Below are 24133 nucleotides of genomic sequence, written 5' to 3'. Positions count from 1 at the left end.
TTCGCAAGTCAGTGCGACTGCAAAGCGCTGCGATCCGCACCCTGCGAAGAAGGACACGCTACGACGAGGCGGCGACTCGCACGCGTACGCGGTCTCCGGCACGCAGACCGTTGACGGAGGCGGCGGAGCCGTTGACGACCGCGAATTCGAGGCGATCGCCGGAGCCGAAGAGCATGACGAATTCGCCCGCCGGCGCTTGGGCGTAGGTCTCGACGAAGCGATGGCAGACGACGCCGGCGACCTGACCGAGCGCGACGCGACGGCCCGGGCTGACGTGCGACCGACGGATATCGGTCACGGCGTTGCCGTAGTGATCGACGAACAGAACCTCTCCGAACAGTTCGTCTCCGTCGCGTACCGGATGAGGAAAGTCGAGGCGAACCATCTCCGTCGTCGCGGGGCCGAGATCCTTCGACGAAAAGCCTCGTGCCAGCGCCGCGGCGACCGGCGCCATCACGTCGCGACCTTCGAAGGTCCTGCAAACGGTCGATCGAAAGAGCGAACGATTCTCGATCCGCCGCAGTTCCTGAATCGCGTCGGGCGGACCGATCCAGGAAAGCAGCCCGTTATCGGGCGCGATGAAGAGGTGTTCGCGGATGCGGGCGAACAAGACGGCCCGACCGGCGCCGACGCCGGGATCGACGACCGCGACGTGAATCGTCCCGGGCGGAAAGACGAAGCACGACTCCAGGCGGATCGCTCCTTCCCTGACGTTCTGGGGAGCGATGCCGTGGAACAGGTCGACGATGTTCGCGTGCGGGGCGCCGCAGAGAAGGCTCCCCTTCAACTCGCCGACGTAGGAACTCCCGGCGCCGAAATCGGTGGTCAGCGTGACGATCGCGGGCGAGGGCATCGGCAGGAACAATCCCTGAGCGGGGGACGAAAGTCCCCCGAGGCTTCAGCGCGACGAAAGATCCAGACTCGGGGGGTTCACGCCCCCCGCTCAGAGAGGATTCTCTGCACGATGGCGAGGCAGATATCCTTCACGTCGCCGGGGGAGACGTTGGGATTCCGCTTCTTCGCCTGACCGACGAGAGCGCCGACCGACTGCAGTTTGCCCTTCGAGTATTCCTCGATGACCTTCGGATTGGCGGCGACCAGTTCCTCGCAGAGCGCCTGCAACTCGCTCCGGTCGACGGCGACGAAGCCGAGCGCGTCGATCGCCTGCTCGATCGTGCCCCCCTTCTCCAGGAGGAACGCGAAGACCTCCTTCGCCTTCGACGAATCGAGTTCGCCGACGGTCTGCTTCCCGATCAGCGCGGCCAGTTCCTTCGCCGGGATCGCGAGCGATTCGAACGAGGCGCCGGTCTCGTTCAGCGTCTTCAGGATTTCCTGCTGCATCCAGTTCGCTGCCCGACGGGGATCGCCCGACTGGGCGGCGACGTCCTCGAAGTAGGCGACGAACGCCCGCCCCTGATTCACCATCACGCTCGCGTCGTAGCGGGGCAGGGCGTACTGCGACTGCAGGCGGTCGCGCAGCGCCTGCGGCAGCTCGCCGAGGTTGCAACGCAGCCGGTCGAGATCGGCGGGCGAGACGACCGCCGGCGGAAGATCGGGATCGGGGAAGTAACGGTAGTCGCTCGACTCTTCCTTCGCCCTTTGCAGTCGCGTCACCTGAGCGCCGTCGTCCCAGCCGCGGGTCTGCTTCGGAGCGTCGTGAATCGTTTTTCCGTCTTCTAGCCAGGCTTCAAACTGCCTTGTCGCCTCGTAAGCGATCGCTCGCTCGACGCCGCGAAACGAATTCAGATTTTTGATCTCTACGATCGGCGTACCGATCGCCGGCTCGCCACCTTGGTGAATGTGCAGGTTGACGTTCGCGTCGACGCGAAGGCTCCCCTCCTGCATGTTGCAGTCGGAGACCGCGAGATACGACAGCAGCAGCTTCAGTTCGTCCAGAAAAACCGCCGCCTCGGCAGGGGAGCGCATATCGGGCTCGGTCACGATCTCCAGCAGCGGAGTGCCCGCGCGGTTGAGATCGATCCGGCTGTCGGCGGTGCGGCGCTTCTCGTCGTGCGAGCTCTTGCCGGCATCCTCTTCAAGGTGCGCCCGGCGGATGCGGACCCGCTTCGGCTCGAAGGCGCCGTCGGGATCGACGATGTCGAGCCAGCCTTCGCCGTTCAGCGGCAGATCGAACTGGCTGATCTGATACGCCTTGGGAAGATCAGGATAGTAGTAGTGCTTGCGATCCCAACGCGTCACCGGCGGCATCTCGCAGTTCAGCGCGAGGCCGACGATCGTCGCCAGCCGAAACGCCTCCCGGTTCATCACGGGGAGCGTGCCTGGCATGCCGATGCAGACGGGGCTGGTCTGCGTGTTCGGCTCGGCGCCGAACTTCGTCGAGACGCGCGAGAAGAGCTTCCCCCGCGTCGCGAGCTGCACGTGGACTTCCAGCCCGATCACGATTTCGTAAGGAAGGTCGGTCATCTCGCTCAGGCTTTTGTAGGTCAGGCATTGCCTGACAGGATCCGCAACAGAGCCGTCCACGCCCTCAACCGATAGCCGTCAGGCAATGCCTGACCTACGAAGACTACGACGTCGCGAGCGCCGCCAGGGCTTCGTCGTTCGGCGACTTCGTTCCCGCGTCGGTCGTCGTTTCGAAGGCCCGGGCGGCTTGCAGCAACCTCGCCTCGGCGAACCAGGGCGCTTCCAGGTGCAGACCGACGGGCAGGCCGCTCTTCGTGAATCCGGCAGGAACCGAGAGGGCCGGCACGCCGGAGAGATTGGCCCCGACGGTGTAGAGATCGCTGAGGTACATGGCGAGCGGATCGTCGACTCGTTCGCCGATCTTGAACGCGGCGGTCGGCGTCACGGGACCCGCCAATACGTCGCAGTTCGCGAACGCCTGTTCGTAGTCCTGGCGGATCAGCCGGCGGACCTTCGCGGCCTGCATGTAGTACTGGTCGAAGTACCCGGCGCTGAGGGCGAACGTGCCGAGCATGATCCGCCGCTTGACCTCCGTGCCGAAGCCCTGCGAGCGGGTCTCGCGATACATCCGCACGAGCGCCGAATCGAGCGCATCGAGCTTCTTCGCGTCGCCCGTCGCTTCGAGCGCCTTGCGTTCCTCGGCCAGGCGCTCCAGCGTCTCGCGCTCGTCGGCGCGGAAGCCGTAGCGAATGCCGTCGTAACGCCCCAGATTGCTCGAGGCTTCGCTCGAGGCGATGACGTAATAGGCCGCGATCCCGTACTTCTGCCGGGGAAGCGAGACGCGAACGATCTTCGCTCCTCGATCCTTCAGCGCGGCGATCGACTCGTCGAAGCTCGCACGCAGTTCTTCGTCGAGCCCTTCGCCCAGACGCTCTTCGACGACGCCGATCCGCAGGCCATCGAGCGGCTTGTCGAGGTCCGCCAGGTAGTCGGGCGGCGAGTCCGGAGAACACGTCGCGTCGTGCGAGTCGGAGCCCGCGATCGCCTGCAGGCCGACGGCAGCGTCGGTCACCGTTCGCGTGAAGACGCCGATCTGGTCCAGGCTGCTCGCGAACGCGACCAGGCCGTAGCGACTGACGCGCCCGTACGTCGGCTTGAGACCGACCACGCCGCAGTGAGCCGCGGGCTGACGAATCGATCCGCCCGTGTCGCTGCCGAGCGCGAGCGGAACGAACCGAGCCGCCACGGCGGCAGCCGATCCGCCGCTCGATCCGCCGGGAATGCGCGTCGGATCCCACGGATTGCGCGTGACGCGTACGGCGGAGTTCTCCGTCGAACTCCCCATCGCGAACTCGTCGAGATTCGTCGCGCCGACGATGACCGCGTGCTGGGCTTCGAGCTTCTGAACCACCGTCGCGTCGTACGGCGGGCGGAAGTTCGACAGCATCCGCGAAGCGCAGGTCGTCAGGCGATCCTTCCGGCAGATGTTGTCTTTCACCGCGACCGGCACGCCGGTAAGCGGGCCGGGAGTTCCTCCTCGACGATCCTCCACGGCGCAAGCCCGCTCGTACGCGTCCTGATCCACGGACACGAACGCGCCGAGCGCTTTATCCAGTCGTCCGATCCGCTCGAGCGCTGCGGAGACGAGTTGCGACGAGCCGGCTTTGCCGTGTCGCTGCTGGACGAGGGAGAGTTGCGTGGGGTCGTTAGTCATGCGGAAACGCTAAGCGAACAGATTCCTGAGCGGGGGATGTTAATCCCCCGAGTCTGAACCGATCGATCGTGCCGAGAACTCGGGGGACTCACGTCCCCCGCTCAGACAATGCGAAGGACCGGCCGGACCTACTCCAGCACTGCAGGAACGAGATAGCGTTCGCCGTCGTGCTTGGGAGCGTTGGCGAGAGCGGCTTTGCGGGGAAGTTCGTCGCCGACCGTGTCATCGACGAAGACGCTGGTCCAGGCGACGCCGTGCGTCATCGGCTCGACGCCGGTAGTGTCGACTTCGCCCAGCATCTCGACGTATTGCAGGATCCGGTCCAGATCGACTGCCGCAGAGTCCAGTTCGTCGTCCGCCAGACGCAGCCGCGCGAGCAGGGCCGTCCGCTCGACCTGGTCGCGGCTGACCTGTAAGTGCCGAGCCATTCGCTCCGCCATGAATCGCCCCTGGAACTATCCCCGAAACCGGTCTTCGATCTGAGGGCGATTTTAGCGAGGCCGAAGACCGTCCGACAGGCGGGACTTCAGAGGCGACAAGGGCCGGGAGGAGGACGCGGCCGAACGCTGCGCCTCACGCGCGTCCGTCCTCGTACGCCATGTACATGTCACCCGATGATCTTGTCGTACTCGGCATGCGTGCCGATCCAATTCCACAGGATCCCGTCAGCGACTTCGACTCCAAGCGCCCGGTGATGTAGTCCAGCACGCACTGACCAGAGTTTGCCTATTCGCTTGAAATGCAGCGACGGGTGGCGCGGGTTCTCCTTTAAAAGTTGATAGTTCTTATCGGCCACTTCGCGCACTTCGTGAGGCAGGACGTCATACAAAGACCAGAACCTGTTCGATGCGTAGTGTTTCAAAGCTTCCGAGCCCGGCCGGATTCGTATTCCGCCCTCGCTTCAGATACGAACTCATCGAGCTTCCCAGCTTCGACATCGGCTTCGATCTGCGCATCCCATGCTTTCCAGTCCTGCTCCAGGAACCACTCACGGAGTTCCGCGAACTCCTCGCGGGAAAGCTCCTGAATCTGCTGTTCAATTTCTTCGATCTTCCGCATAGATCACCACCTCGGCATCCGAAGTATCGCCAGAGTCCGTCTACGGTCTTCGAATCACGCAGTAAGTCGCCGCAAGTCCCAATTTAACGATCGCTTATTCGATCGTCACGCGAATGGCCGCGAGATAGACCCATTTCAGCCTGACGCTCATTGGACAGGCGGGCCAGAAGGCCAGCCGGACGGCAGATGCCACGGTCCCGGCGAGTCGGAATTAGGCGTTGTCGTTCCGCGCTCGAAGACCAGGCAGTGCGGTAGCGGAAATCGCCTTCAATTCCCCGCCGTCGATTCGGCGACGACGTACTCGCGCGGGGCAGGCTCCTCGTCCCGTTCTTCTTCCTGACGAGGACGAGCCGCGGAAGGGGTCGCGACGGGAGGCGCCGCTGCGGATCGCTGTTCGCGAGACTTCCTGCCGAACATCCGGTTCAACCAGGCCTTCGCGTCGACGGTGAGGGTGAACAGCGTCGGCACGAGAACCAGCGCGACGACCGTGGAGACGATGAGCCCCCCCAGCACGACGGCGCCGAGACCCCGGTAAAGCTCCGCGCCGGAGCCGGGGAACATCACGAGCGGCGCGAGACCCAGCACGGTCGTCGTCGTCGTCATGAAGATCGGACGAACGCGGGTGCGAACGCTCTCGAGCACGGCTTCGCGGGTTCCCATCCCTTCCCGCATCAGGTTGAGCGCCTGATGGACGATCAGAATCGGGTTGTTCACGACCGTCCCGATCAGGATCACAAAGCCGAGCATCGTGAGCACGTCGAGCGATTGCAGGTAGAAGAAGTTCAAGAACCAGAGCCCGAGCACGCCTCCGACGGCGCCCGCCGGGACGGAAAGAATGATCACCAGCGGATAGAGCCACGACTCGAACAGCGCGGCCATCAGCAGGTAGGTGATCAGCAGCGCGAGCAGCAGATTGAATTGCAGCGACGTCCACGCCTCGCGCAGCTTGTCCGCCGTGCCAGCCAGATTGATGCGGTAGCCGGACGGAAAGTCGTCGCTCTCCTGCAGGGGGCCGACGATCTGCGACTGAATGATCTCCATCGCGTCCTGCAGCGGCATCTCGGGAGGCGGGGAGACTTCGATCGAGATCGCGCGCATCCGCTCGCGGTGATTGACCTGTTCCGGCCCGCTGGCGAGCCGCACGTGGGCGAGGGCCTCCAGCGGAACGAGCTGCCCGGTCGGGGTCGCTACCGGAAGACTGCGAATCGCCTGGGAGCTGTCCGCCAGGCGCGATTCGCCGATGATCGTCAGGTCGATCTTGTCCCCTTCCAGGAAGTAGTCGCCCGCGTACGCTCCGTCGATCAGGGCGTTCGCGGCGTAGCCGAGGCTCGTGCTCGAGACGCCCATCTCGGCGCTCTGAATCAGCTTCGGTTCGATGTGCAGTTCGGGACTCGACAGGTCGAGGCTCGGTACGGGGCGCATCTGCGTCCCCTCGGGCAGAAGGCGTTTCCCTTCGCCCATGATCTTGCTCCCCATTCCGACGAGCCGCTCCAGATCGGGACCGACGATTTCGATCTCGACGGTACGACCCGCAGAGAGCCCCTGCTCGAAGAGACTCGTCTGCTTCGCGACGACGAACGTTCCGGGGAAACGGGAGCCGACCTTCCTGACCAGCGGAATGAGCTTCGCGGCCTCCATCGGATCGTGGGTCTTCAGACCCATGAAGACCTGCCGACCGCGGGCGATGAAGAAGAAGTCCGAGATCGTCGGGTAATCGAGCGCCTCGGCCTCGGGGCTGCCCGGATCGACGTCCCAGTAGGGCTTGAGATCGCTTTCGACCTGTTCGCCCATGGCCATGAGCTGGTCGACGTTGTAGCCCGGCGGCGGCATCAGGATGCCGATGATCAGGTTGCGATTGCCGGTCGGAAGATACTCCACCTTCGGCCAGAGCGCGAACGTGATCGCGACGCAGGCGGCGACGAGCGCGGCGGCGGTCGCAATCCGGCGGATGACGCCCTGCTGCACCCAGCCGGTGAAGCTGACGACCGCGCCGACCATCGCTCCGGCAATTCGTTCGACGAACGATTGCAGGTTGAGCATCGACTTCGGCGCCCGCGCGCTGGATCGCGCCGCGGAGCCGTTCGTCGCTCCTTCGCCCGGCGCTTCGGTCTCTTTGAAGAGCCTGGCGGCGGCGGGGGGGATGACGACGATCGCCACGATCATCGAGAGCGTCACCGCCGCCGAGATGGCGATCGCGATATCGCGGAAGAGCTGTCCCGCCTCCTCTTGGATGAAGACGATCGGCAGGAAGACGGCGACCGTCGTGAGGGTGGACGAAAGCACGGCGCCCCAGACCTCGCCCGTCCCGCGAATCGAGGCGGTGAGCGGGTCTTCGCCCAGTTCGTCGTAGCGGCGATAGATGTTCTCCAGCACGACGACCGCATTGTCGACCAGCATGCCGACTGCGAACGCCAGCCCGGCGAGACTGATCACGTTCAGCGAACGCCCGAGCGCCTGCATGACCAGAAACGTACCGACGATCGAGATCGGAATGGCCAGCCCCACGACGAGGGCGCCGCGGGCGTACCAGAACCCGACGCCCACGACGATCGCGAGCGTCACGGCGAAGAACCAGGGCGAAACGTACGACGCGGCGAGCGCAGTGCCCAGGATCAGCGGAATCGCCAGCATCGTGCGGATGCCGAGATGCAGAAACAGCAGCAGCACGATCATCGTCAGCGCTCCGCCGATGACGATGTTCTCCTGCACCAGATCGATCGACGATTCGATGTATTCCGTCTCGTCGTACGTCTGGACGAGTTCCAGCCCGCGATCGGCGAGAATGCCCGCGTTCAATTCCGCCTGCGTCTGTTTCAGACCCTGCATGACGTCGAGCACGTTCGCGCCCGTCTCGCGAAGCGCGTTGACGCCGACGCTGGCCGTGCCGTAGCGCCGCACGACCCCTTCGGGCTTCTTGTAGCCCAGTCGCACCTCGGCCACGTCGCGAACGTAGACCGGCGCTCCCCCCTGGACGGCGAGCAACTGCGACTCGACCTGCTCGATCGAGCGGAACTGCCCCAGCGTCCGGACGACGTAGCGCCGCTTTCCTTCGTAATAGTCGCCCGCGGACGTATCCTGGTTCTGACCGCGCAGCACCATCGCGACGTCATCGACGGTGAGACTTCGCGCGGCGAGCCGTTCGGGATCGACGACGACCTGCAGTTCGTCCTCCAGGCCGCCGTTCACTTCGGCCTGCGACACGCCCGAGACGCGCTCGAAGCGGGCTTCGATCTCGTCTTCCACGAAGCGTCGCATCTTCGTGACGTCCAGATCCTCGGGCGGCAGGAGCGCTGCCGCTTCGGGGCGGGTCGACGTCAGTTCCTTGAGCCGCAGCATCGCCAGGCCCGGATTCTCCGTTTCGCGAATCTGCTGCAGACTCGCGACGAACGGGGCGTCGCTCGCGTGGGCCCGCTGCAGTTCGACCAGCCGGTCGTCGTCCGGGCGTCGCGCCGCGAGCATGAACCGGGCGATCGGGCGGTCGTTCGCGTTGGACGTGCTGATGATCGGCTGATCGGCGTCTTCGGGATACTCCCGCACCTGGGCGAGTCGGCTGTTGACCTTCAGCAGCGCCTCCTCCATGTTCGTTCCGACGAGGAACTCCAGGATGATGCGGCTCATCGAGTCGTTGCTCTCGGAGGACATCTTCACGATGCCCTCGACGCTCTTGAGCTGCTCTTCCTGCTCGAGGACGATCTCCTGCTCGATCTCCTGCGGGCTCGCGCCCGGCCAGCGGGTTTCGATCGTCAGGGTCGGCCGCTCGACCTCCGGGGTCAACTGCATCGGCATCCGCAGCAGCGCCACGATGCCGAACAACGAGACCAGCAGCACGCCGACCGCGACCTTGATGGGGCTTTCGACGAAAGCGCGGATGAGGTTCATGAGTCAGGCGGGCGGGGGGGAGGCAGTAGATCGCGAACCAGGGAGCGAAGGGCGGAAGCCCCGTGGTTCGGGCGAGCGGAGGACATGGGCCCCTCCGAGTCTGTCGATCGAGCGCCGCGAAGAATCGAGCGATATCGACCCGTCGCGCCATGGCGAAAGCGGCTCGTCGCCGCGATCGGAACGCGGGCGACTTACGTCCCCCGCTCGCCTTCAACTCGAGGAAGCTTCGCGGCGGCCGGTTCCGGGGCGATATTGACGGCGGGCGTCGCGACCGGGGCTTCCGAAGCGACCGGCCAGGTCACCGCGGCGCCTTGACCGCCGCGATTGACGATCCGCTCGTTCCCTCGGGAGACGACGTAATGTCCGGGCTCGACGGGCCCCAGGGCCTGGATCCAGTCGCCGTCGGCGGCGCCGAGACGAACCGGCGTCGGGAGGGCCGTTCCGCGGCGGAAACTGATCCCGTCTTGTTCGTAGGTTTCCACCGTCGACGGATCGACGGTCCAGACGATCGGCTGAGAGCCGCCCAGGGTGACGGCATCCTTCGGCACGAGCAGGGCGTCCGTCGTCGGGCCGGTCGGCAACACCACGCGGGCCATCATGCCGGCCTTGATCATCGGCAGTTCGCGGTCGAACTCGTTCGGCACTCGCACGCGGACTTCGAACGTGCGGGACTGCGGATCCGCCTGGGCGGAGACGGCGACCACTTCGCCCAGGAACGTCTTGCCGGGAAGCGCGGGAACCTCGACGCGGGCCGTCTGTCCGATCCGCACGTGGGGGACGTAGGTTTCGAGCACGAACGCCTGGATCTCGACCAGGTCGAGAGCGACGACATCCGCGATCGGATCGCCCTGATTGACCCACTGGCCGATCTCGGTGTGCTTGGCCGTGACGTAGCCGCTGAACCGCGAAATCATCGTGTGCTTCTTGAGCATGTCCCCCAGGCGATCGACCAGGGCCTGCTGCACCGCGACGGATGCCTGAGCCTGGGCGATCTTCTCCTGACGCGGACCCTGCTCGACCAGGTCGAACGTCGCCTTGGCCTGCCGGAACGCCGCCTGCGCCTCCTGAAGCGTCGTGAGCGTCTCTTCCAGCTCGCCTGCCGTAACCGACCGCGTCCCCTGCAGTTGTTGAAAGCGAGTCTGACGGGCCTGCACGAAATCGACCCGCGCCTGAGCGGCTTCCATGGCGGAACGCGCCTGCTCGATCTCTTCGGGAAGCGACCCGTTCTGAAGTTCGGCCAGCAGTTGCTGACGAAGTTGCAATTCCGCCTTCGCCGAATCGCGTTCCAGAGAGATCGTCTCGATAAGAAGCTGGGCCAGCGGCTGCATCTCCTCCACGCGATCGCCGACCTCGACGAAGACCTCGTTTACGCGACCCGCGACGGCGCTGCCGACGGTGGCCTTCTTGAACGGAGTCGCCGTCCCGACGAACGTCTGCCCCTCGGCGAGTTCCCGGGAGACGATCTGCTCGACGTCGACCAGGGCGGGAGGCGGAGCCGCGGGAGTCGCAACCCTTCCGGGCGAGGGGGGCTGGGCGGGCAGCTCGGCAGACACGCAGGCGAGACCTGCTGCCGCCGAAAGGAGGGTCCACGCCCAGGTCGAGCGCCTCGATGCGCGTCGTCCGGTCCGTGGCAGAAGATTTCCTTCAATCGTCATGGAGCCGCGCTCTCTGCGGTCTGAATCGTCCGAACGCCGCCGCTGCAGACGTCGTCGTCCGCGACGTTATCCGTGTCGCTCTTTTCCGTATCGATCGTTCCTGCATCCATCTGGAACAACGGGGCGTCTCCCAGGTTGCTTTGCATCTTCCGGAGGAGCGCCTTGAACTGGTCGACCTCTGCCGGAGACATGCCCGCCGTCGCCCGCGCACGAACGCGACGACTGATCCCGGCCACCGTTCCCCACACCGTGTCCGCGGCGGGAAGCGCCCGGACCAGCTTCTTCCGGCGGTCGCCCGCACAGCCGATCCGTGCGATCCACCCGTCGCGCTCCATCCGATCGAGGATGCCGACCAGCGTCGGCGGCTCGATCATCATTCGCGCGGCGAGATCCGTCTGGGAGAGTTGCGGGTGAAGTTGGAGCCAGGCCAGCACCTGGGCCTGGCGAAACGTCACGCCGTGGGGCGCCAGTTCCTCATTGATCGCTCGCTGAAACGCTTGCGACGCCAGTCCCGTCCAGTACCCGACGCTCTCTTCGAAGTCGTAACGGATCGACAATGCCCGCCTCCCACGGGCGAGGCGGCAAGTCGCCGATCGTTCGCCCGCTAATTATGCCGAGGGAAATCACTCGCTTCAAGGAAAATGCGCGAGCGAAGGCGGGCGTACTCAGCGGATCACGATTCTGCGTACAAATTGCCGAATTCGTTCTTCCGAAGCCGTATTCGGCAAGAATGCGTCGTTTTTTCGGAGTCAGATAACGCTCTCAGGCGATCACTGGGGCAGCGCCCAGAGCGGTCGAGTCGGCCCTGAACGCCGTTATCCCAGCCCGTTCTTGATTGGCCACGCCGCCCGATCGACCGCTATAGAACGGACAGACCGACGACGCCGGGAAAAACCCTGTAAGTGAATCCGCTGTGGACGATCTAAGTAGCGGGCTATCTTTCGGGGGAGCTGTCGCGAGAAAAGGGACGGACCTCACGTGACGACCGAAGCGCCGGCCCCGCCCGCGACGACCGAGATGCTGACGCCGCCAGCCCGACACATTCCCTTGCCTCCGCTGAGCGAGGAACTGCTCCGGCGAACGCGAGGCGGCGGACCCTCATGGGATGATTCGCGTCGTCATCCCCGTTTCGCAGCCGCGGCGGAGGGCCATCTGCAAATCGAACGGCGTCCCGACGCGCTCGACGAGGAAGTTCCTTCGCAGACGATCCTGCTCCGCGATCTTTCGCGCGGCGGACTTCGCTTCGTGCACGGCGAGAAGCTTCTCCCCGGTGACCGCGGGTCGGTCCAGTTCGCTACCGGCGCCCGCCTGCCGCTGCGAATCGTCTGGTGCCGCTCCCTGGAATCGGGGGTCTACGTCTCCGGCTGCCGCTTCGTGTCGGGCGCTGCGGCGCGGCCCGACGGCGAGGAAGCAGGCGGCGCCGAAGCCGATTCCGCCGGCGATTGAGCGCGGCCTGCAGGCTTCTTCGGCGACGCGGCCGTCCTGCGCTTCCTCGGCGACGCTGCTGCCGGCGCCGGATCCGGCACGGCGGACGCCGCAGCGAGCGCCAAGGATGCCGGATCGAGAGCCGCGGCGAGGGGGCAATCGTCGCCCGGGTCTTCGCCGCTGCGATAGAGCGCCAGAAGCGCTTTCGATCGCTGGGCGAGGATCTGCCGGATCTCCCGCCGCTTTCCCTTCACGCGGGGAACGCGGATCGTGTCGTAGTCGGTCGTCCGATGCCGCATCCAGGCGAGCACGGCGGCCTCGGCCCGTCGCTTGATCGGGATCCGCTTCGTCCGCGCCACGGTTCCGCTGCCGATCGGCGTCGCGTGCACGGAGACCGCATGAGCCATACGCTCGGCGAGCGCTTCATGCGACGGGTGAAACCGCAGGTACGACTTGACCGCGGCGGCGAAGTCCTCGACGTACGCCGTCTGAACCTTCTCCCGGCGGTTCGCGTCGGCGGCCTTGCGTTTGGCGTAGGCCTCGGTCGAGCGCTCGGCTTCGAGTTCGGCCTGGACGCCTTCGATGATCGCCTTCGGCGCCCAGACGCCGCGGGCGAGCACCCGGCGACCCTTCTTCACCTGCACGACGTAATGGGCGCCCCCCGCCTTCACCCGGCGCGTGAACGTCGCGTCGCCGGGCGGCAGCAACGCCCAGTCCTCCGGCATCTTCAGAACCTTGCCGCCCTGCGTCCTGACCGTATTTCGCATCGGCCCCGGTTCGACGACGTTCTCCATCCCCTTGCTCACGCGAATTCGCTCCGTCGAGTTGGCCATCAGGTCCTAATCTTTCTGCCACCCAGTCACTCAAGTACACTCATGGCGAAGGCGACCTACTCCACGGCGGTGGCCGAAGCAGACATCGAAGGCAATCATCATGCTCCGCTCAATGCAGATCGAGAACTTCAAAGCATTCGGACATCGCACAATCGTTCCGTTAGCGCCCATCACATTAATATTCGGACAGAACTCCGCGGGCAAGAGCACCATCCTTCAGTCTCTCAGTCTTCTCAAGCAGACCCGAGAGAGCCGAGACGTTGAAGCATTGCTACTACCTCGCACCGAGAACGGATTCGCGGACCTGGGCGGCTACCAAGACATGGTCTTCGATCACGACCACGACAGGACCTTATCGATCCGCGTTGACATGGATGCCGCTAATAGCCGCCGGGAGGCGTATTATGGCGGTCGTTTCCTACGATCATCGACGGTACTAGGGCTAGAATTCTCATTCTCACGGCGATCTCCGAAGGCGCCGATTTCGCTCGATGGATTCAAATTATGTGGTGAGGACTCGCACAGTTGCATCGCAGAATTCGAGAAGTGCGACATGCGGGCCGAGTTTCGGCGGTTCGCCCCGGTTGGTCTTCGCGCAGAGCGACGCCGGAACGCTAATCTTCGAAGCGCGAAATGTGTCGCAATTCACAACGAACCGGATTTTTGGCTAGAAGCCTTTACGTGGACTCACGACCAACGCCGTCTGTTCGTTGCTAAACTAAACGAAGCGAGGCAAACCGTCTTCCGCGGCAGCGAAAGCCATCCGCGCGGGTTGTTCGACGAAGAGGAACCCGCTACCAGCAGAGACCGGCTTTTCAAGAAGATCGACGACTCAATCGGCTTCTTGTCGAACGACTTTTCATACGAAATGTTTGTGGAATGGATGGCGCAGAATCAGATCGGCAGCACCGTCGCATTGGACGGGTTCATTCCGGTTTTGTCTGCATACGGAGATGACGAGCCTGGACTCGATGTGCTCCTCAACCGCTCTCTAGAGCGCCCGAGCAGCCGGCGGGAGTGGACGGCGGACGTAGGTCAGGTGTCCGTCATTGTCGGACGGATGCTGGAGCAGGCATTGAGGTCGCTGTTTCCCCTTGGTCCATTCCGAAAGCCGCCCTCTCGGTGGTATTTGTATACCGGGACTGCGCCGCAGGACGTGGGATACCAAGGCCACCTGCTTCCAGACCTCCTCTTCAGGCAGCCCGACCTCCTGAGTAATGCCAACAAGTGGCTCGAGCGACTCGACATAGGCTACGGAATCAAGATTCGACCGCTGGGCAATGAGTCGGCGGATCTCTTTGAATTTCGCCTCGAGGACCGCAAACGCAAGCCTCCGGTTGAAGTAGGCCTCTCAGACGTCGGCTTTGGCATTAGCCAACTGCTGCCGCTCGTCGTACAAAGCCTGGCTGCAACATCTCAGATCATTTCGATCGAACAGCCCGAGGTCCACATACACCCACGCCTCCAGGCCGACATCGGCGATCTTTTCCTCGAGGCGATACGCGCACCGTACAATAATCAATTCATCATTGAAACGCACAGCGAACACTTAATACTACGCCTGCAAAAACACGTAAGAGAAAAGCGACTTCACCCACACGAAATCTCGATTCTTCACGTCCGAAGGGGCGAGGGTGGAGCCATATTGAAGCCTCTGCCTTTGGACGATGAAGGCGACTTCGTCGAAGATTTCCCCGGCGGCTTCTTTCCCGAACGACTCCGTGAACTCAGAAGGTAACTGCGGTGCTAATGTCGGTTGTTGTCCAGCCAGAGGCCTTTGATGCAGTTCACTTCGCAAAAGGAGGCTATAGAGAGCAGGCCGAGATGCTCCTCCGTGGCCTCGATGTCAACGGACTACTGGTCGTTGATCCTAACCTACGACTTCTCCGAGAGCTAAATGATCGGATTAGCAGGCTCAGCACGAAACAGGGACAGCAATTGCAGGTTCGGCTCGCCGAGCTTCAAAAGGCAGGGAGGCGTCGCGTGGTTTCCCTCGAAGGGTCGGCCTGCACATGCCCGGCTCACCTCTCTCTACTCGACACATCCGTTAAAGTCCTAGCTAGCTCGCAATCTGATGCCCTTATCGTCGACGCCGCATCGTTCGCTATGGTGCAGTCGAATGCAGACGTTGCGCCCCAGGCAGTTGCATTAGACACATATACCAGCAGTGCGTTTGAAGACCGACGACATCAGCTCAATGACAGGCTGCCGCCGATCGATAAGATGGCTGCGGATGAATTCGATCAGCACATTCGTCGCGCAGTAAGACACTCGACTCGCCTGCGATTCTACGACAAACAGATAGGAAAAGGGTCTTCGCTGGGCGGGTTTAAGGACGGCATAGGGAGGATTCTAAACCTCTGGACATCTTCGTCTAGTCTTCCTCGTAACAAGCTCGCCGTCGAGTTATACACATGCGCCTCCCGGACCCATGATCCGCTGAGCGTTGTTCATCAGCGAATCGTAACCGGCCTCGTTGGCAAGCTGGCTGCTGCATCCCGACTGAAAGTGACGCTCTACTTCAAACAAGACTCCAGCGAGATCACGCATGACCGGTACTTACAGACAGACATGGCGGTCGTGTCGTTCAGCAAAGGCTTCGACTACACCGATCCGGCCGGAAAGTTGCACAGATGCATGATTCGCATTGACAACGCAGCTCAGGAACATTTATCGGAGTATAGGTCGCTGACAGATGCCCTCCCTCCTAAGTCGATCTGACGAGCGATCGCCGGCGGTCATTCGGTGATGCGTGGTTTGGGTCTCCTAGCCGGCTTCGGCGATCCGGCTACGAGCTCTATTTCCTTCAAAGTTTGATCGACTTCTAGAGCGGCTGGCCGGGGAGTCATGCAGTTAGCAGATACTCCTTACCGTCCGCCCTGATAGGAGCACACTATCGATCGATCTCCCCCATCATGAAGTCCAGACTCCCCACCACCGCCGGGATATCCGCGAGCAGGGTGTGCGAAACCATCTCGTGAAACGCGGAGAGGTTCGAGAAGCAGCCGCTGCGGGCACGGACTTTCCAGGGAATGGTGCCCCCTTCGCTGACGACGTAGAAGCCCATCTGGCCCCGGGGAGCTTCGGTCTCGAGGTAGCAGTCGCCGACGGGCAGGCGCTGGCTGAGCTTGATCGGGATGCCCCAGTCGCCTGACGCGACGCGGTACTTCGCGAGCGCCTGACGGACTAGCTTGACCGACTGCACGACCTCCAGCATCCGCACGTAGAAACGATGCCAGCAGTCGCCCAGCACGGCCTCGGGCGGCACCGCGGGATAGGCCTGATCGCGGGGGTAGCTGCCCCCTTTCTGGACGATCACTTCCCACTCGTAGTCCTGGTAGTAACCGACGTAGAGCGGGTCGCCGTCGCGACGCAGATCGAGGTCGACGCCGCTGCCGCGCAGGACGGGTCCCGAGCATCCGTAGCCGATCGCCGTCGCCGCGGGCAGCACGCCGATCCCGCACGTTCGCTTCACGAAGATGTGATTCGTCGTGAGCAGCGAGTGGTAGTCGGGGATCTGCGGCTCGAACTGGTCGAGGAAGGCGAGCGCCCGGTCGGTCCAGCCGCGGGGAAGATCCGCCGTCGCTCCGCCCGGGGTGAGATAGCTGTAGGTCAGTCGCGCGCCGCAGGCCTCCTCGAACAGGGTCAGGATCTTCTCGCGTTCGCGAAACGCCCAGAAGAAGGGGCTGAACGACCCCAGGTCCATGCCGTAGGCGCCCATGCCCAGCAGGTGGCTGGCGATGCGGCCCAGTTCGACGATCGCGACGCGGAGATGCTTCGCCTTCTCGGAAAGCTGCAAGCCGAGCAGCTTCTCCACGCAGAGCGACCAGCCGAGATTCATGTTCATCCCGGCGAGGTAGTCCATCCGATCGGTGTAGGGGATGTACTGCCGGGGGGTCAGGTTCTCGCCGATCTTCTCCGCGCAGCGATGGAGGTAGCCGATGTGCGGCTCGACGGCGGAGACGACCTCGCCGTCGGTGCGCAGGACCAGTCGGAGCACGCCGTGCGTGCTGGGATGCTGCGGCCCCATGTTGACGAGCATCTCGTCCGTGCGGACGTCGAACTCGACGATCCGCTGATCGTCCGAGGGGCGGTCGAGACGTCGATCGGTCAGGTCGGACATGCGTCACCGACCTCGCATGCCGTGATACTCCAGCGGCATTTCATAGTCTTTCCTGAGCGGGTGGCCGAGCCAGTCTTCGGGGCAGAGGATCCGGCGGAGGTCGGGGTGGCCGACGAACTCCACGCCGCAGAGATCGTACAGTTCGCGCTCGTGCCAGTTCGCCGTCGGCCAGAGATCGGCGACTGAATCGATCCGGGGCAGGGGACCTTCGTTCGCGTCGCCCGGGACGTCGTCCGCCCACCGCGGGATCGTCGTCTTAAGCGTCAGGCGATGTTTGTGGCCGACGCTCGACAGGTGATAGACGAGCCGCAGGTGGGGCTCGAACTTCGGCTTGAAGGCCTTCGCCGCCGAGGGAAGGTTATCGACGACCGTGATGCAGTTGAGGAAGTCGAACCGGAGCGCCGGCTCGTCCCGCAGAAACCGGCAGACCTCGTGCAGCCTGTCCGCGTCGAACTCCAGCCAGGGATCGACGGCTCCCTCGGCGACGGGTCGAACCGTCTCGCCGAAGCGACCGGCGACGTGCGAGGCGATCGCGGGGAAGGGGAGGGGAGTCATGGCGGCTACGCGGCGTTCAGGAAGGTCCTTCGTAGGGTGGGTCATTGACCCACCTTCGTTCGACTCAGGCAATCCTAGCGACAGTCCCGGCCGAAGGGACAGGCCGCTGGAAAATGGCCGGACCATGGTGGGTCAATGACCCACCCTACATCGAACGCCGCCGGGCCGTTCGCAGCGAACGCGTCACATCTTGCCCGCGAAGTCGCCGACGCGTGCTGCGATCGGCTGAGGTTCGTCCGCGTCGAGCGCTCGCTTTCCGAGAACGTCCGACGTCGACGCTCCGATTCGCCGCGGCGCGGCGCGAACCCAATCCAGATCGCCCCGCTTCCAGACGTACGCGAATCCGACCGCGAGCACGGCGAAGAAAATGGCGATGTCCGCTGCGGCGATCCAGGCGAGCGATGCGGCGCCTTCGCGCACCTGCGATTCGACAGCCGCGACCTGAGCGGCGCTCTCCGCCGACGGATCCGAAGTAGGGAGGGAGAGGTCGCGCAGTCCGATCTCCCGCAGCAACCCGGCAGCCGGCGGCGTCAGCGAGATCTCGCCCTGATCGGCGACTTGCGACGGATCGCGAGCGACGACGGCGATCGGCACGCTCTCGTCGCGAAGCAGGTTCGCCTTGCCTGCGACGACGGCCCAGGGAAAGAAGAAGGCGACTTCGACGTCGAAGATGATGAACAGCAGCGCGACGACGTAGAACCGCAGATCGAACTGCAGATAGCTCGATCCGATCGTCGGCTCGCCGCACTCGTAGACCTCGGTCTTCTCCCGGTGCGGATTGTGGGGCCGCACCAGCCTGCCGATCAGCAGGTTGGCGAAGACGAAGATCGCCCCGACGGAGAGGAACAGGGCGAAGTAGGCGGCGATCTGGAGCATCGGTCAGCAGGGCAGGGGCGACGCCCGATCGCCGCGCGATTCGGAACGGCAGCGCCGCCGACGGACAGGGCTGCGACGACGATTATGCCGCGACCTGCCTCCCTCTGTCGACTCGCCGACGCGATCAGCAGGCGCCTTCGGCCCGCCGGGAGGACGCGGGCGGCGGCGAAAGCGAGGCCCGATCGAGCGACTTCACGACCGAATCGGCGAGCGGACGACGCGCCGCCGGACCTTCGAACTTGTCCATGACGTTCGCCACGAACTTGTCCGCGGGCATCCAGCTCAGGTAGGCGCCGCTGACGCGATCGGCGCTTGGGAAGAGCAGGTGTCCGCACAGCGGATCCTGCGGAGCGAGGCCCATTCCGACGAGTTCCAGCCGCAGCTCGTCGACCTGGCTGATCGCCGCGTCGACCGCCTCCATCGCCGCGGCGCGCTCGGCGCCATGGACGGTTTGGGGCCCGTTCTCGCCTTCGCAAGTCGGCAGCGAGCGGAGAAGCTCCGCCCGGTAGGCCGCCGAACATGCCAGTCGCTGCCACGCTTCCGCGATCGGTCGGACCAGCGGCAGGAGCGCGTTGGCCTCGGCGGGCGAGAAATTCCGGACCGGCTTTTCGAGTCGTTCAGTCATCGGCTTCGGCTGTCGAGGGCGAAATCGGATGGAATCGAGCGGAGCGCGTCAGGGAGATGAATCAGCGAGAAGTTCGAATTACGCGGGCGGCGAGGGCGTAGCGCCGTCGACCTTCGCCTGGACGGGAAGCGGAAGCCCGTACGGACCGGGATGGGCGGGCCGCGTGACCCCCTTGGACCGGTCGATCAGCGTCGGGTTCAGCGTCGCCTGACCCCACGCCGCCTCCACCGGCAGCTTCGCGAAATCGACGATCGACCCGTCCCGGCTGTAGGAACTGATGTCGAGGGTCGAGCCCATAAAAATGCAATCGACCGGGCAGGGCTCGACGCATAAAGCGCAGAACATGCACTTCGAGTAATCGATCGCGAACGAGGTGACCGCGAAGCCCTTTCCCTGGACGCCCTTCTGCTTGTCGATGTAGATGCAATCGACCGGGCAGGCTCTCGCACACTGATCGCACCCGATGCAGGTCGAGAGATCGAAGCGATGGAACCCGCGGTAGCGGACCGCGACTTCTGCCGGCTTTTCGGGGTAGGCGAACGTTTCGGCGAAGGTCCGGCGACCCCTGCGATACGTGGCGAACCAGAGCGCCAGCGTGCGGTACAGACCGTCGGCGACGGTCGTCGCCGCGACGTAGATGTTCCGCAACCATTCGCCCATCACCGCTCTCCCCGGACCGTCGACGCCGATTATACCGACGAGCGTCGCTCGCTCTAGCCGAACATTTTTCGACCGCGCTACCGGTCCGTGCGCGACCGCCCCCCATCGGAACTCTTCCTAATCCGACCTCCCGCGATGCTGAATGCCAGCAGGTCCGGGGCGATGCAACGCAAGCGCTCGGCAGGGCTTCGCGGTCGACGGCGTTCGCCGCCGTCGGAGGTCGAACGGCTGCCGGTTTAACCGACGGCAGCGCCCGAGCGCTGGCGCAGGCAGAAAGACGGATCGTTCTGCGGAGAAACTGTCCCTGGCGTCAGGCGGACAGTCAGGCGGCGGGAAGAGCTGTCGTCGCGATTCGTCGTCTACCGGACGAGAAGTCGAACGAACACCGCCAAGCGGGGGGGCAGAATCCGAAACTCGCTTGACTAGCGAGAATTACGGCGTAGAGTAAGCGGAGCGACTCGGTCCTTCGCGGACCCCGTGCGCACCCACCCCAACATGTGAATACTTTGTAGACAACCTCCCGGTGCGTGTAAAGCGCCGGGACGAAAAATGTGGCGCCGGCGCCTGCATGACGCGGTAGTCCTGCAAGCGTCCGATCCGCGACGATAGGATGCGCCTCCCCTGCTTTCGCGACCAGGGTTTTCGAGATCAGCCTGAAAAAGCGACCTGATTCAAGCGAACCCGGATTACGAAATCGGGCGGAAACGGCGGACTAGGAAAGGAACTAGGACATGCTGGTGCTGTCGAGGAAGAAGAACGAAAGCATCGTCATCAACAACGACATCACGATCGTCGTTGTCGAGATCCGCGGAGACAAGGTCCGCCTCGGCGTGGAAGCGCCGAAGGAAGTCCCTGTCCACCGGCGGGAAGTCTACGAAGCGATCAAGCGCTCCGAATCGGATCCCGAATCCGCGGACGGGTCGACTTCGGCCCCGTCGTTCGACCGCTAGAGCGTCAGCGTTCGACGACCGCCAGAGCCTCGGCGAACGGAGGCTCGGCAATTTGTCGGCCGGGATCCCCGCCCGGCCTGTCTCGGCGTTCTCTCCTGCCGCGCCTCAGGTTCGTGATCCATTCGCGGGACGAGGGGCGTCGTCGCATTCCACGGGCTCTCGCCCGCCCCGATCGTCGCCTCAGGGCGTGAACCTCCGCGTTCGCGATGCGGTCTTTGCCCGAAGAGCGGTTCGACGGGGTTGACCGCGAACCGTTCTCGACCTTAAATACTTGCCTTGCGGCCCCATCGTCTAGAGGCCTAGGACACCGCCCTTTCACGGCGGCGACGCGGGTTCGAATCCCGCTGGGGTCACTTCGCGGTTAATTCCGCGAATCTCTTTCCGGTCGAGCAAGTCGCCGACGTCGATCGACGCGGCGCCGGCGTTTCTGATCGCCGATGCTGTCAGCGGCTCACTCCGCGGCAGACGTTTTCTTCGCTCGCTCGTCGGCTCTGCTCCTGCCGACGCCGCTTTGGAACTGGCTGCCGTGGAAAAGTACGACGCCTTCCTGCTCGTTTCGTTCGGCGGTCCCGAGAAGCGCGAGGACGTCCTCCCGTTCCTCGAAAACGTCCTCCGCGGCAAGAACGTCCCCCGCGAGCGGATGCTCGCTGTGGCGGAGCACTATTACCACTTCGACGGCGTGAGCCCCATCAACGCCCAAAACCGGGCGCTGCTGGCTGCCGTCGAACAGGATCTGCGGCAGAACGGCATCGATCTGCCGGTCTACTGGGGCAACCGCAACTGGTCGCCTTATTTCGCCGAAACGCTGACCCAGATGCGGGCTGACGGCGTTCGCCGGGCGATGGCCTTCTTCACGTCCGCGTACAGTTCGTACTCCGGATGCCGGCAGTATCGCGAGAACCTGATCGCCGCGCGGGATGAAGTGGGGGAGAGCGCTCCCGCCGTCTTCAAGCTGAGGGCGTTCTTCAACCACCCGGGCTTCATCGAAGCGATGGAGTCTCGCCTGCACGAATCGCTGTCGCAGCTCCGTCAGACGTCGCCCGCGGACGTGCCGGTCCTGTTCACGGCCCACAGCATTCCGCTGTCGATGGCGACGGGCTGCCGGTACGAAGACCAGTTGCTCGAAACGTGTCGCATCCTGGCCGAGCGCTTGGGCCTGGCGAACTGGCGGCTGGTCTACCAGAGCCGCTCCGGCCCGCCGACGCAGCCCTGGCTCGAACCGGACATTCTCAAGGCGCTGGAAGAAGTCCGCGACTCGGGCGCGAAGGAGACGATCGTCTGCCCCGTCGGCTTCATCTCTGATCATATGGAGGTGCTGTACGACCTCGACTGCGAGGCGAAGGACTTCTGCGACGCGGCCGGCATCGCCATGTTCCGCACGCCGACCGTCGGCACGCATCCCCGCTTCGTGCGGATGATCACGGAACTCGTCCAGGAGCGGATGGCCGAGTCCGCGGAGCGCCCCGCGCTCGGTCGCTTCCCCGCCAGCCACGACGTCTGCCCCGTCGACTGCTGCCTGTACACGCCCACGCGACCGCCCGGCGTGGGAGCGGCGCCCGCCGGCCAGCGGCCTAATTCATAGAATCGGCGACCTGCCCGCCGATCGATCTCGACGAGCGCCGGCGACTGATTGATCCGGTGGCCGGACGCATGAGAGAACGCTAACCTCAGCGCTGGCTCCGTAAACGGAGGCGGATCGGGGGAGCGAACTCATCGAGGGGCCGGTTCCTTGTCGCGACAACTCATGGACGCCGCCGCTCGCGGCAATCTGACGAAGATCGCAGAGCGACTGGCTGCCGGCGACGACGTCAACTACGTCCACAAAGCGACGGGGCGGCATCCGCTGATCGAAGCGGTCGTCAACGGACAAGTCGAGGCCGCCGAGGCGCTCATCGCGGCGGGGGCACATGTAAACCACTGCGACTCCGCGACGGGTTATTCGGCCCTGATGTGGGCCTGCTCCGGGGGCAATCTCGAACTGGTCGAGCGCTTGCACGGAGCCGGCGCCGATGTCGGCGTTCGATCCGACCTGTTCGGCTGGACGCCGCTGTTGTGTGCGGCACGAGTCTCCCTGCCGATCGTGCAACGGTTGATCGCTGCGGGCGCCGATCCGCTTGCCGCCATGAATGACGGTCGAACGGCCGTCGCCCTGGCGAGATCCGCGCGCCGCATGGAGATCGTCGAGGCTCTCGAAGCCCTGGCCGTGTCGTCGGACAACGCTTTGCCTGCCGTGGACGTCCTGCCCTGGCCGAACGTCGGCGAGACCGGGGACGACGTCGACTTCGGCAGTCCCGAGTCCGTCGTTCGGGGACTGATCATCGCCATGCATCGCTTCGAGACCGAAGCGCATCGCGTCGCCGATCACCCGACCCGACTGAAGTTGATGTCCGACGCTTACGCCCGCTTCTGCACCGTCAAGGAACGAGCCTACGGAAGAAACGGCAGCTACCAGGCGCCGCCCGAATACGATCCGGATCAGGAGCGCCTGATCGAATCGAAGGTTCCCAGACCTGCCCGGGCCGAAGTGACGACGCGGAACTTCAGCGTGAACGGGAACGAGTATCTCTACGTGCTTGCGAAAAAGTCCGGACGCTGGCTCGTCGACAGCAAGAAAACCCGCAGCGTCGGAGAACGCGATTGGCGGACGCGGTCGATCTGACCGCGCGGCAAACGGTCCTTCGAACGCCATCTCGACCCGCCGGCGAGTTCGAGACCTGTAGTGGACGGTCTCGTTCGACGTCAGGTTTCGACTCTTCTGTGTGCCATGCCCACATCGCCGAAGGCACGGTGGGCATGCAAAGGGCCGCCCGAACCTAACATGCCCACGCTGCTGCGCGACGTGGGCATGGCACACATGAGCGACGTCGGACGCTAGACGAACCAGTAGGTCAGGCACGGCCTGACCTACGAATCGGCGCTTCGCCTATTCGACGAACACCCGAACGCCGGCGGCCTTGAGCTTCTCGATCTGCTGGGTCTTGGCTTCGTCCGACAGCGGAGCGCCGGCGAGGTAGACCTTCAGGTAGGGGGCGAATCGCTTCGGCCCGGCGGCGTCCTTCTCGCACGCTTCGACCAGCGGGGCGAGGTTCGAGACCTTCGACTTTTCCAGGAACAGGAACCGCAGCTCGGTGAAGTCCTTCAGCGCCGAAAGGTCGCTGACTTCGTTCTCCCGCAGGGCCAGCGTCGACAGTTTGGTCAGCGGGGCCAGCGGAGCGATGTCGGTGACGCGGTTGCCGTCGAGATAGAGCGACCAGAGCTTGGTCAGACCGGCGAGCGGCTTCACGTCCGCGATCGCGTTCTTCGACAGGTAGAGCGACCGCAGGTTGACGAGGCCCGCGAGCGGTTCGACGTTCTCGACCTGGTTGCCGGAAAGTTCCAGGTACTGCAGACCGACGAGATCCTTCAGCGGCTCGAC

At 64.3% G+C, this 24133-nt stretch carries 22 protein-coding genes and 1 tRNA gene (1 of these 23 cut by a window edge); 7 read left to right on the top strand and 16 right to left on the bottom strand.

Annotated elements, in window-relative coordinates; genetic code table 11:
* Nucleotides 1-58 precede the first annotated feature (58 nt).
* The 9 genes from SH602x_RS01995 to SH602x_RS01955 all read right to left on the bottom strand — a co-directional run bounded on the left by SH602x_RS01995 (nt 59) and on the right by SH602x_RS01955 (nt 11228).
* Nucleotides 59-853: an SAM hydrolase/SAM-dependent halogenase family protein gene (locus SH602x_RS01995; RefSeq protein ID WP_479475212.1), complete on the bottom strand. Its 795-nt coding sequence runs from the start codon at nt 851-853 to the stop codon at nt 59-61.
* 77 nt (nt 854-930) lie between these two features.
* Nucleotides 931-2448 (bottom strand): Asp-tRNA(Asn)/Glu-tRNA(Gln) amidotransferase subunit GatB, encoded by a 1518-nt coding sequence (gene gatB / locus SH602x_RS01990; protein ID WP_479477086.1) that lies wholly within the window; start codon nt 2446-2448, stop codon nt 931-933.
* 79 nt (nt 2449-2527) lie between these two features.
* Nucleotides 2528-4078 carry an Asp-tRNA(Asn)/Glu-tRNA(Gln) amidotransferase subunit GatA gene (gene gatA, locus SH602x_RS01985; RefSeq protein ID WP_479475211.1) on the bottom strand — a complete coding sequence of 517 codons (1551 nt, stop codon included), beginning with the start codon at nt 4076-4078 and terminating at the stop codon, nt 2528-2530.
* A gap of 128 nt (nt 4079-4206) precedes the next feature.
* A complete protein-coding gene (gene gatC, locus SH602x_RS01980; RefSeq protein WP_479475210.1) occupies nt 4207-4506 on the bottom strand; it encodes an Asp-tRNA(Asn)/Glu-tRNA(Gln) amidotransferase subunit GatC in 300 nt (99 codons plus the stop codon).
* Between the two features lie 179 nt (nt 4507-4685).
* Nucleotides 4686-4907, bottom strand: a complete 222-nt coding sequence (locus SH602x_RS01975; protein ID WP_479475209.1) for a hypothetical protein — start codon at nt 4905-4907, stop codon at nt 4686-4688.
* 29 nt (nt 4908-4936) lie between these two features.
* Entirely contained in the window at nt 4937-5137 is a 201-nt protein-coding gene (locus tag SH602x_RS01970; protein ID WP_479475208.1) for a hypothetical protein, read from the bottom strand.
* A gap of 267 nt (nt 5138-5404) precedes the next feature.
* The gene (locus tag SH602x_RS01965) at nt 5405-9016 is read right to left on the bottom strand and encodes an efflux RND transporter permease subunit (protein ID WP_479475207.1); all 3612 of its coding nucleotides are present in this window, start codon (nt 9014-9016) and stop codon (nt 5405-5407) included.
* Between the two features lie 191 nt (nt 9017-9207).
* The gene (locus SH602x_RS01960) at nt 9208-10569 is read right to left on the bottom strand and encodes an efflux RND transporter periplasmic adaptor subunit (protein WP_479475206.1); all 1362 of its coding nucleotides are present in this window, start codon (nt 10567-10569) and stop codon (nt 9208-9210) included.
* 98 nt (nt 10570-10667) lie between these two features.
* Nucleotides 10668-11228: a MarR family winged helix-turn-helix transcriptional regulator gene (locus SH602x_RS01955; RefSeq protein WP_479475205.1), complete on the bottom strand. Its 561-nt coding sequence runs from the start codon at nt 11226-11228 to the stop codon at nt 10668-10670.
* Nucleotides 11229-11649: 421 nt separating this feature from the next.
* Here SH602x_RS01955 and SH602x_RS01950 point away from each other — a divergent pair, with 421 nt between their 5' ends.
* The gene (locus SH602x_RS01950) at nt 11650-12117 is read left to right on the top strand and encodes a PilZ domain-containing protein (RefSeq protein ID WP_479475204.1); all 468 of its coding nucleotides are present in this window, start codon (nt 11650-11652) and stop codon (nt 12115-12117) included.
* Here SH602x_RS01950 and SH602x_RS01945 read toward each other — a convergent pair.
* On the bottom strand, nt 12024-12929 hold the full coding sequence (locus tag SH602x_RS01945; protein ID WP_479475203.1) for a DUF2293 domain-containing protein: 906 nt from the start codon (nt 12927-12929) through the stop codon (nt 12024-12026). The two genes, SH602x_RS01950 and SH602x_RS01945, sit on opposite strands and share 94 nt — an antisense overlap.
* A gap of 100 nt (nt 12930-13029) precedes the next feature.
* On the opposite strand from SH602x_RS01945, the gene SH602x_RS01940 reads away from it, so the two are divergent.
* The gene (locus tag SH602x_RS01940; protein ID WP_479475202.1) at nt 13030-14667 is read left to right on the top strand and encodes an AAA family ATPase; all 1638 of its coding nucleotides are present in this window, start codon (nt 13030-13032) and stop codon (nt 14665-14667) included.
* An 11-nt stretch (nt 14668-14678) separates the two neighbouring features.
* The gene (locus tag SH602x_RS01935) at nt 14679-15650 is read left to right on the top strand and encodes a hypothetical protein (RefSeq protein WP_479475201.1); all 972 of its coding nucleotides are present in this window, start codon (nt 14679-14681) and stop codon (nt 15648-15650) included.
* Nucleotides 15651-15822: 172 nt separating this feature from the next.
* Here SH602x_RS01935 and SH602x_RS01930 read toward each other — a convergent pair whose 3' ends face one another.
* From SH602x_RS01930 to SH602x_RS01910, 5 genes are all read right to left on the bottom strand, one after another.
* Nucleotides 15823-17052 carry an NADH-quinone oxidoreductase subunit D gene (locus tag SH602x_RS01930; RefSeq protein WP_479475200.1) on the bottom strand — a complete coding sequence of 410 codons (1230 nt, stop codon included), beginning with the start codon at nt 17050-17052 and terminating at the stop codon, nt 15823-15825.
* A 3-nt stretch (nt 17053-17055) separates the two neighbouring features.
* Nucleotides 17056-17607: an NADH-quinone oxidoreductase subunit C gene (locus SH602x_RS01925; protein ID WP_479475199.1), complete on the bottom strand. Its 552-nt coding sequence runs from the start codon at nt 17605-17607 to the stop codon at nt 17056-17058.
* Nucleotides 17608-17790: 183 nt separating this feature from the next.
* Nucleotides 17791-18483 (bottom strand): NADH-quinone oxidoreductase subunit A, encoded by a 693-nt coding sequence (locus SH602x_RS01920; protein ID WP_479475198.1) that lies wholly within the window; start codon nt 18481-18483, stop codon nt 17791-17793.
* A gap of 124 nt (nt 18484-18607) precedes the next feature.
* Nucleotides 18608-19108 carry a DUF2203 family protein gene (locus SH602x_RS01915; RefSeq protein ID WP_479475197.1) on the bottom strand — a complete coding sequence of 167 codons (501 nt, stop codon included), beginning with the start codon at nt 19106-19108 and terminating at the stop codon, nt 18608-18610.
* A gap of 78 nt (nt 19109-19186) precedes the next feature.
* A complete protein-coding gene (locus SH602x_RS01910) occupies nt 19187-19768 on the bottom strand; it encodes a 4Fe-4S binding protein (protein WP_479475196.1) in 582 nt (193 codons plus the stop codon).
* A gap of 731 nt (nt 19769-20499) precedes the next feature.
* On the opposite strand from SH602x_RS01910, the gene csrA reads away from it, so the two are divergent.
* The 4 genes from csrA to SH602x_RS01890 all read left to right on the top strand — a co-directional run bounded on the left by csrA (nt 20500) and on the right by SH602x_RS01890 (nt 23377).
* Entirely contained in the window at nt 20500-20718 is a 219-nt protein-coding gene (gene csrA, locus SH602x_RS01905; protein ID WP_479475195.1) for a carbon storage regulator CsrA, read from the top strand.
* 280 nt (nt 20719-20998) lie between these two features.
* Nucleotides 20999-21071: transfer RNA gene (locus tag SH602x_RS01900), tRNA-Glu, on the top strand.
* A 164-nt stretch (nt 21072-21235) separates the two neighbouring features.
* The gene (locus tag SH602x_RS01895) at nt 21236-22300 is read left to right on the top strand and encodes a ferrochelatase (RefSeq protein WP_479477085.1); all 1065 of its coding nucleotides are present in this window, start codon (nt 21236-21238) and stop codon (nt 22298-22300) included.
* 147 nt (nt 22301-22447) lie between these two features.
* On the top strand, nt 22448-23377 hold the full coding sequence (locus tag SH602x_RS01890; RefSeq protein ID WP_479475194.1) for an ankyrin repeat domain-containing protein: 930 nt from the start codon (nt 22448-22450) through the stop codon (nt 23375-23377).
* Nucleotides 23378-23641: 264 nt separating this feature from the next.
* On the opposite strand, the gene SH602x_RS01885 is transcribed toward SH602x_RS01890, so the two are convergent.
* A protein-coding gene (locus SH602x_RS01885) for a leucine-rich repeat domain-containing protein (RefSeq protein ID WP_479475193.1) crosses the window boundary here: on the bottom strand, nt 23642-24133 show its 3' portion. It continues 351 nt past the right edge of the window; 492 of the gene's 843 nt are visible here — the last part of the coding sequence; its start codon lies off the right edge, out of view; its stop codon occupies nt 23642-23644.

This window comes from Lignipirellula cremea, from assembly GCF_056501455.1.
The sequence above is the reverse complement of the archived record's forward strand: the minus strand, read 5'-3'. Positions and strand labels throughout refer to the sequence as shown.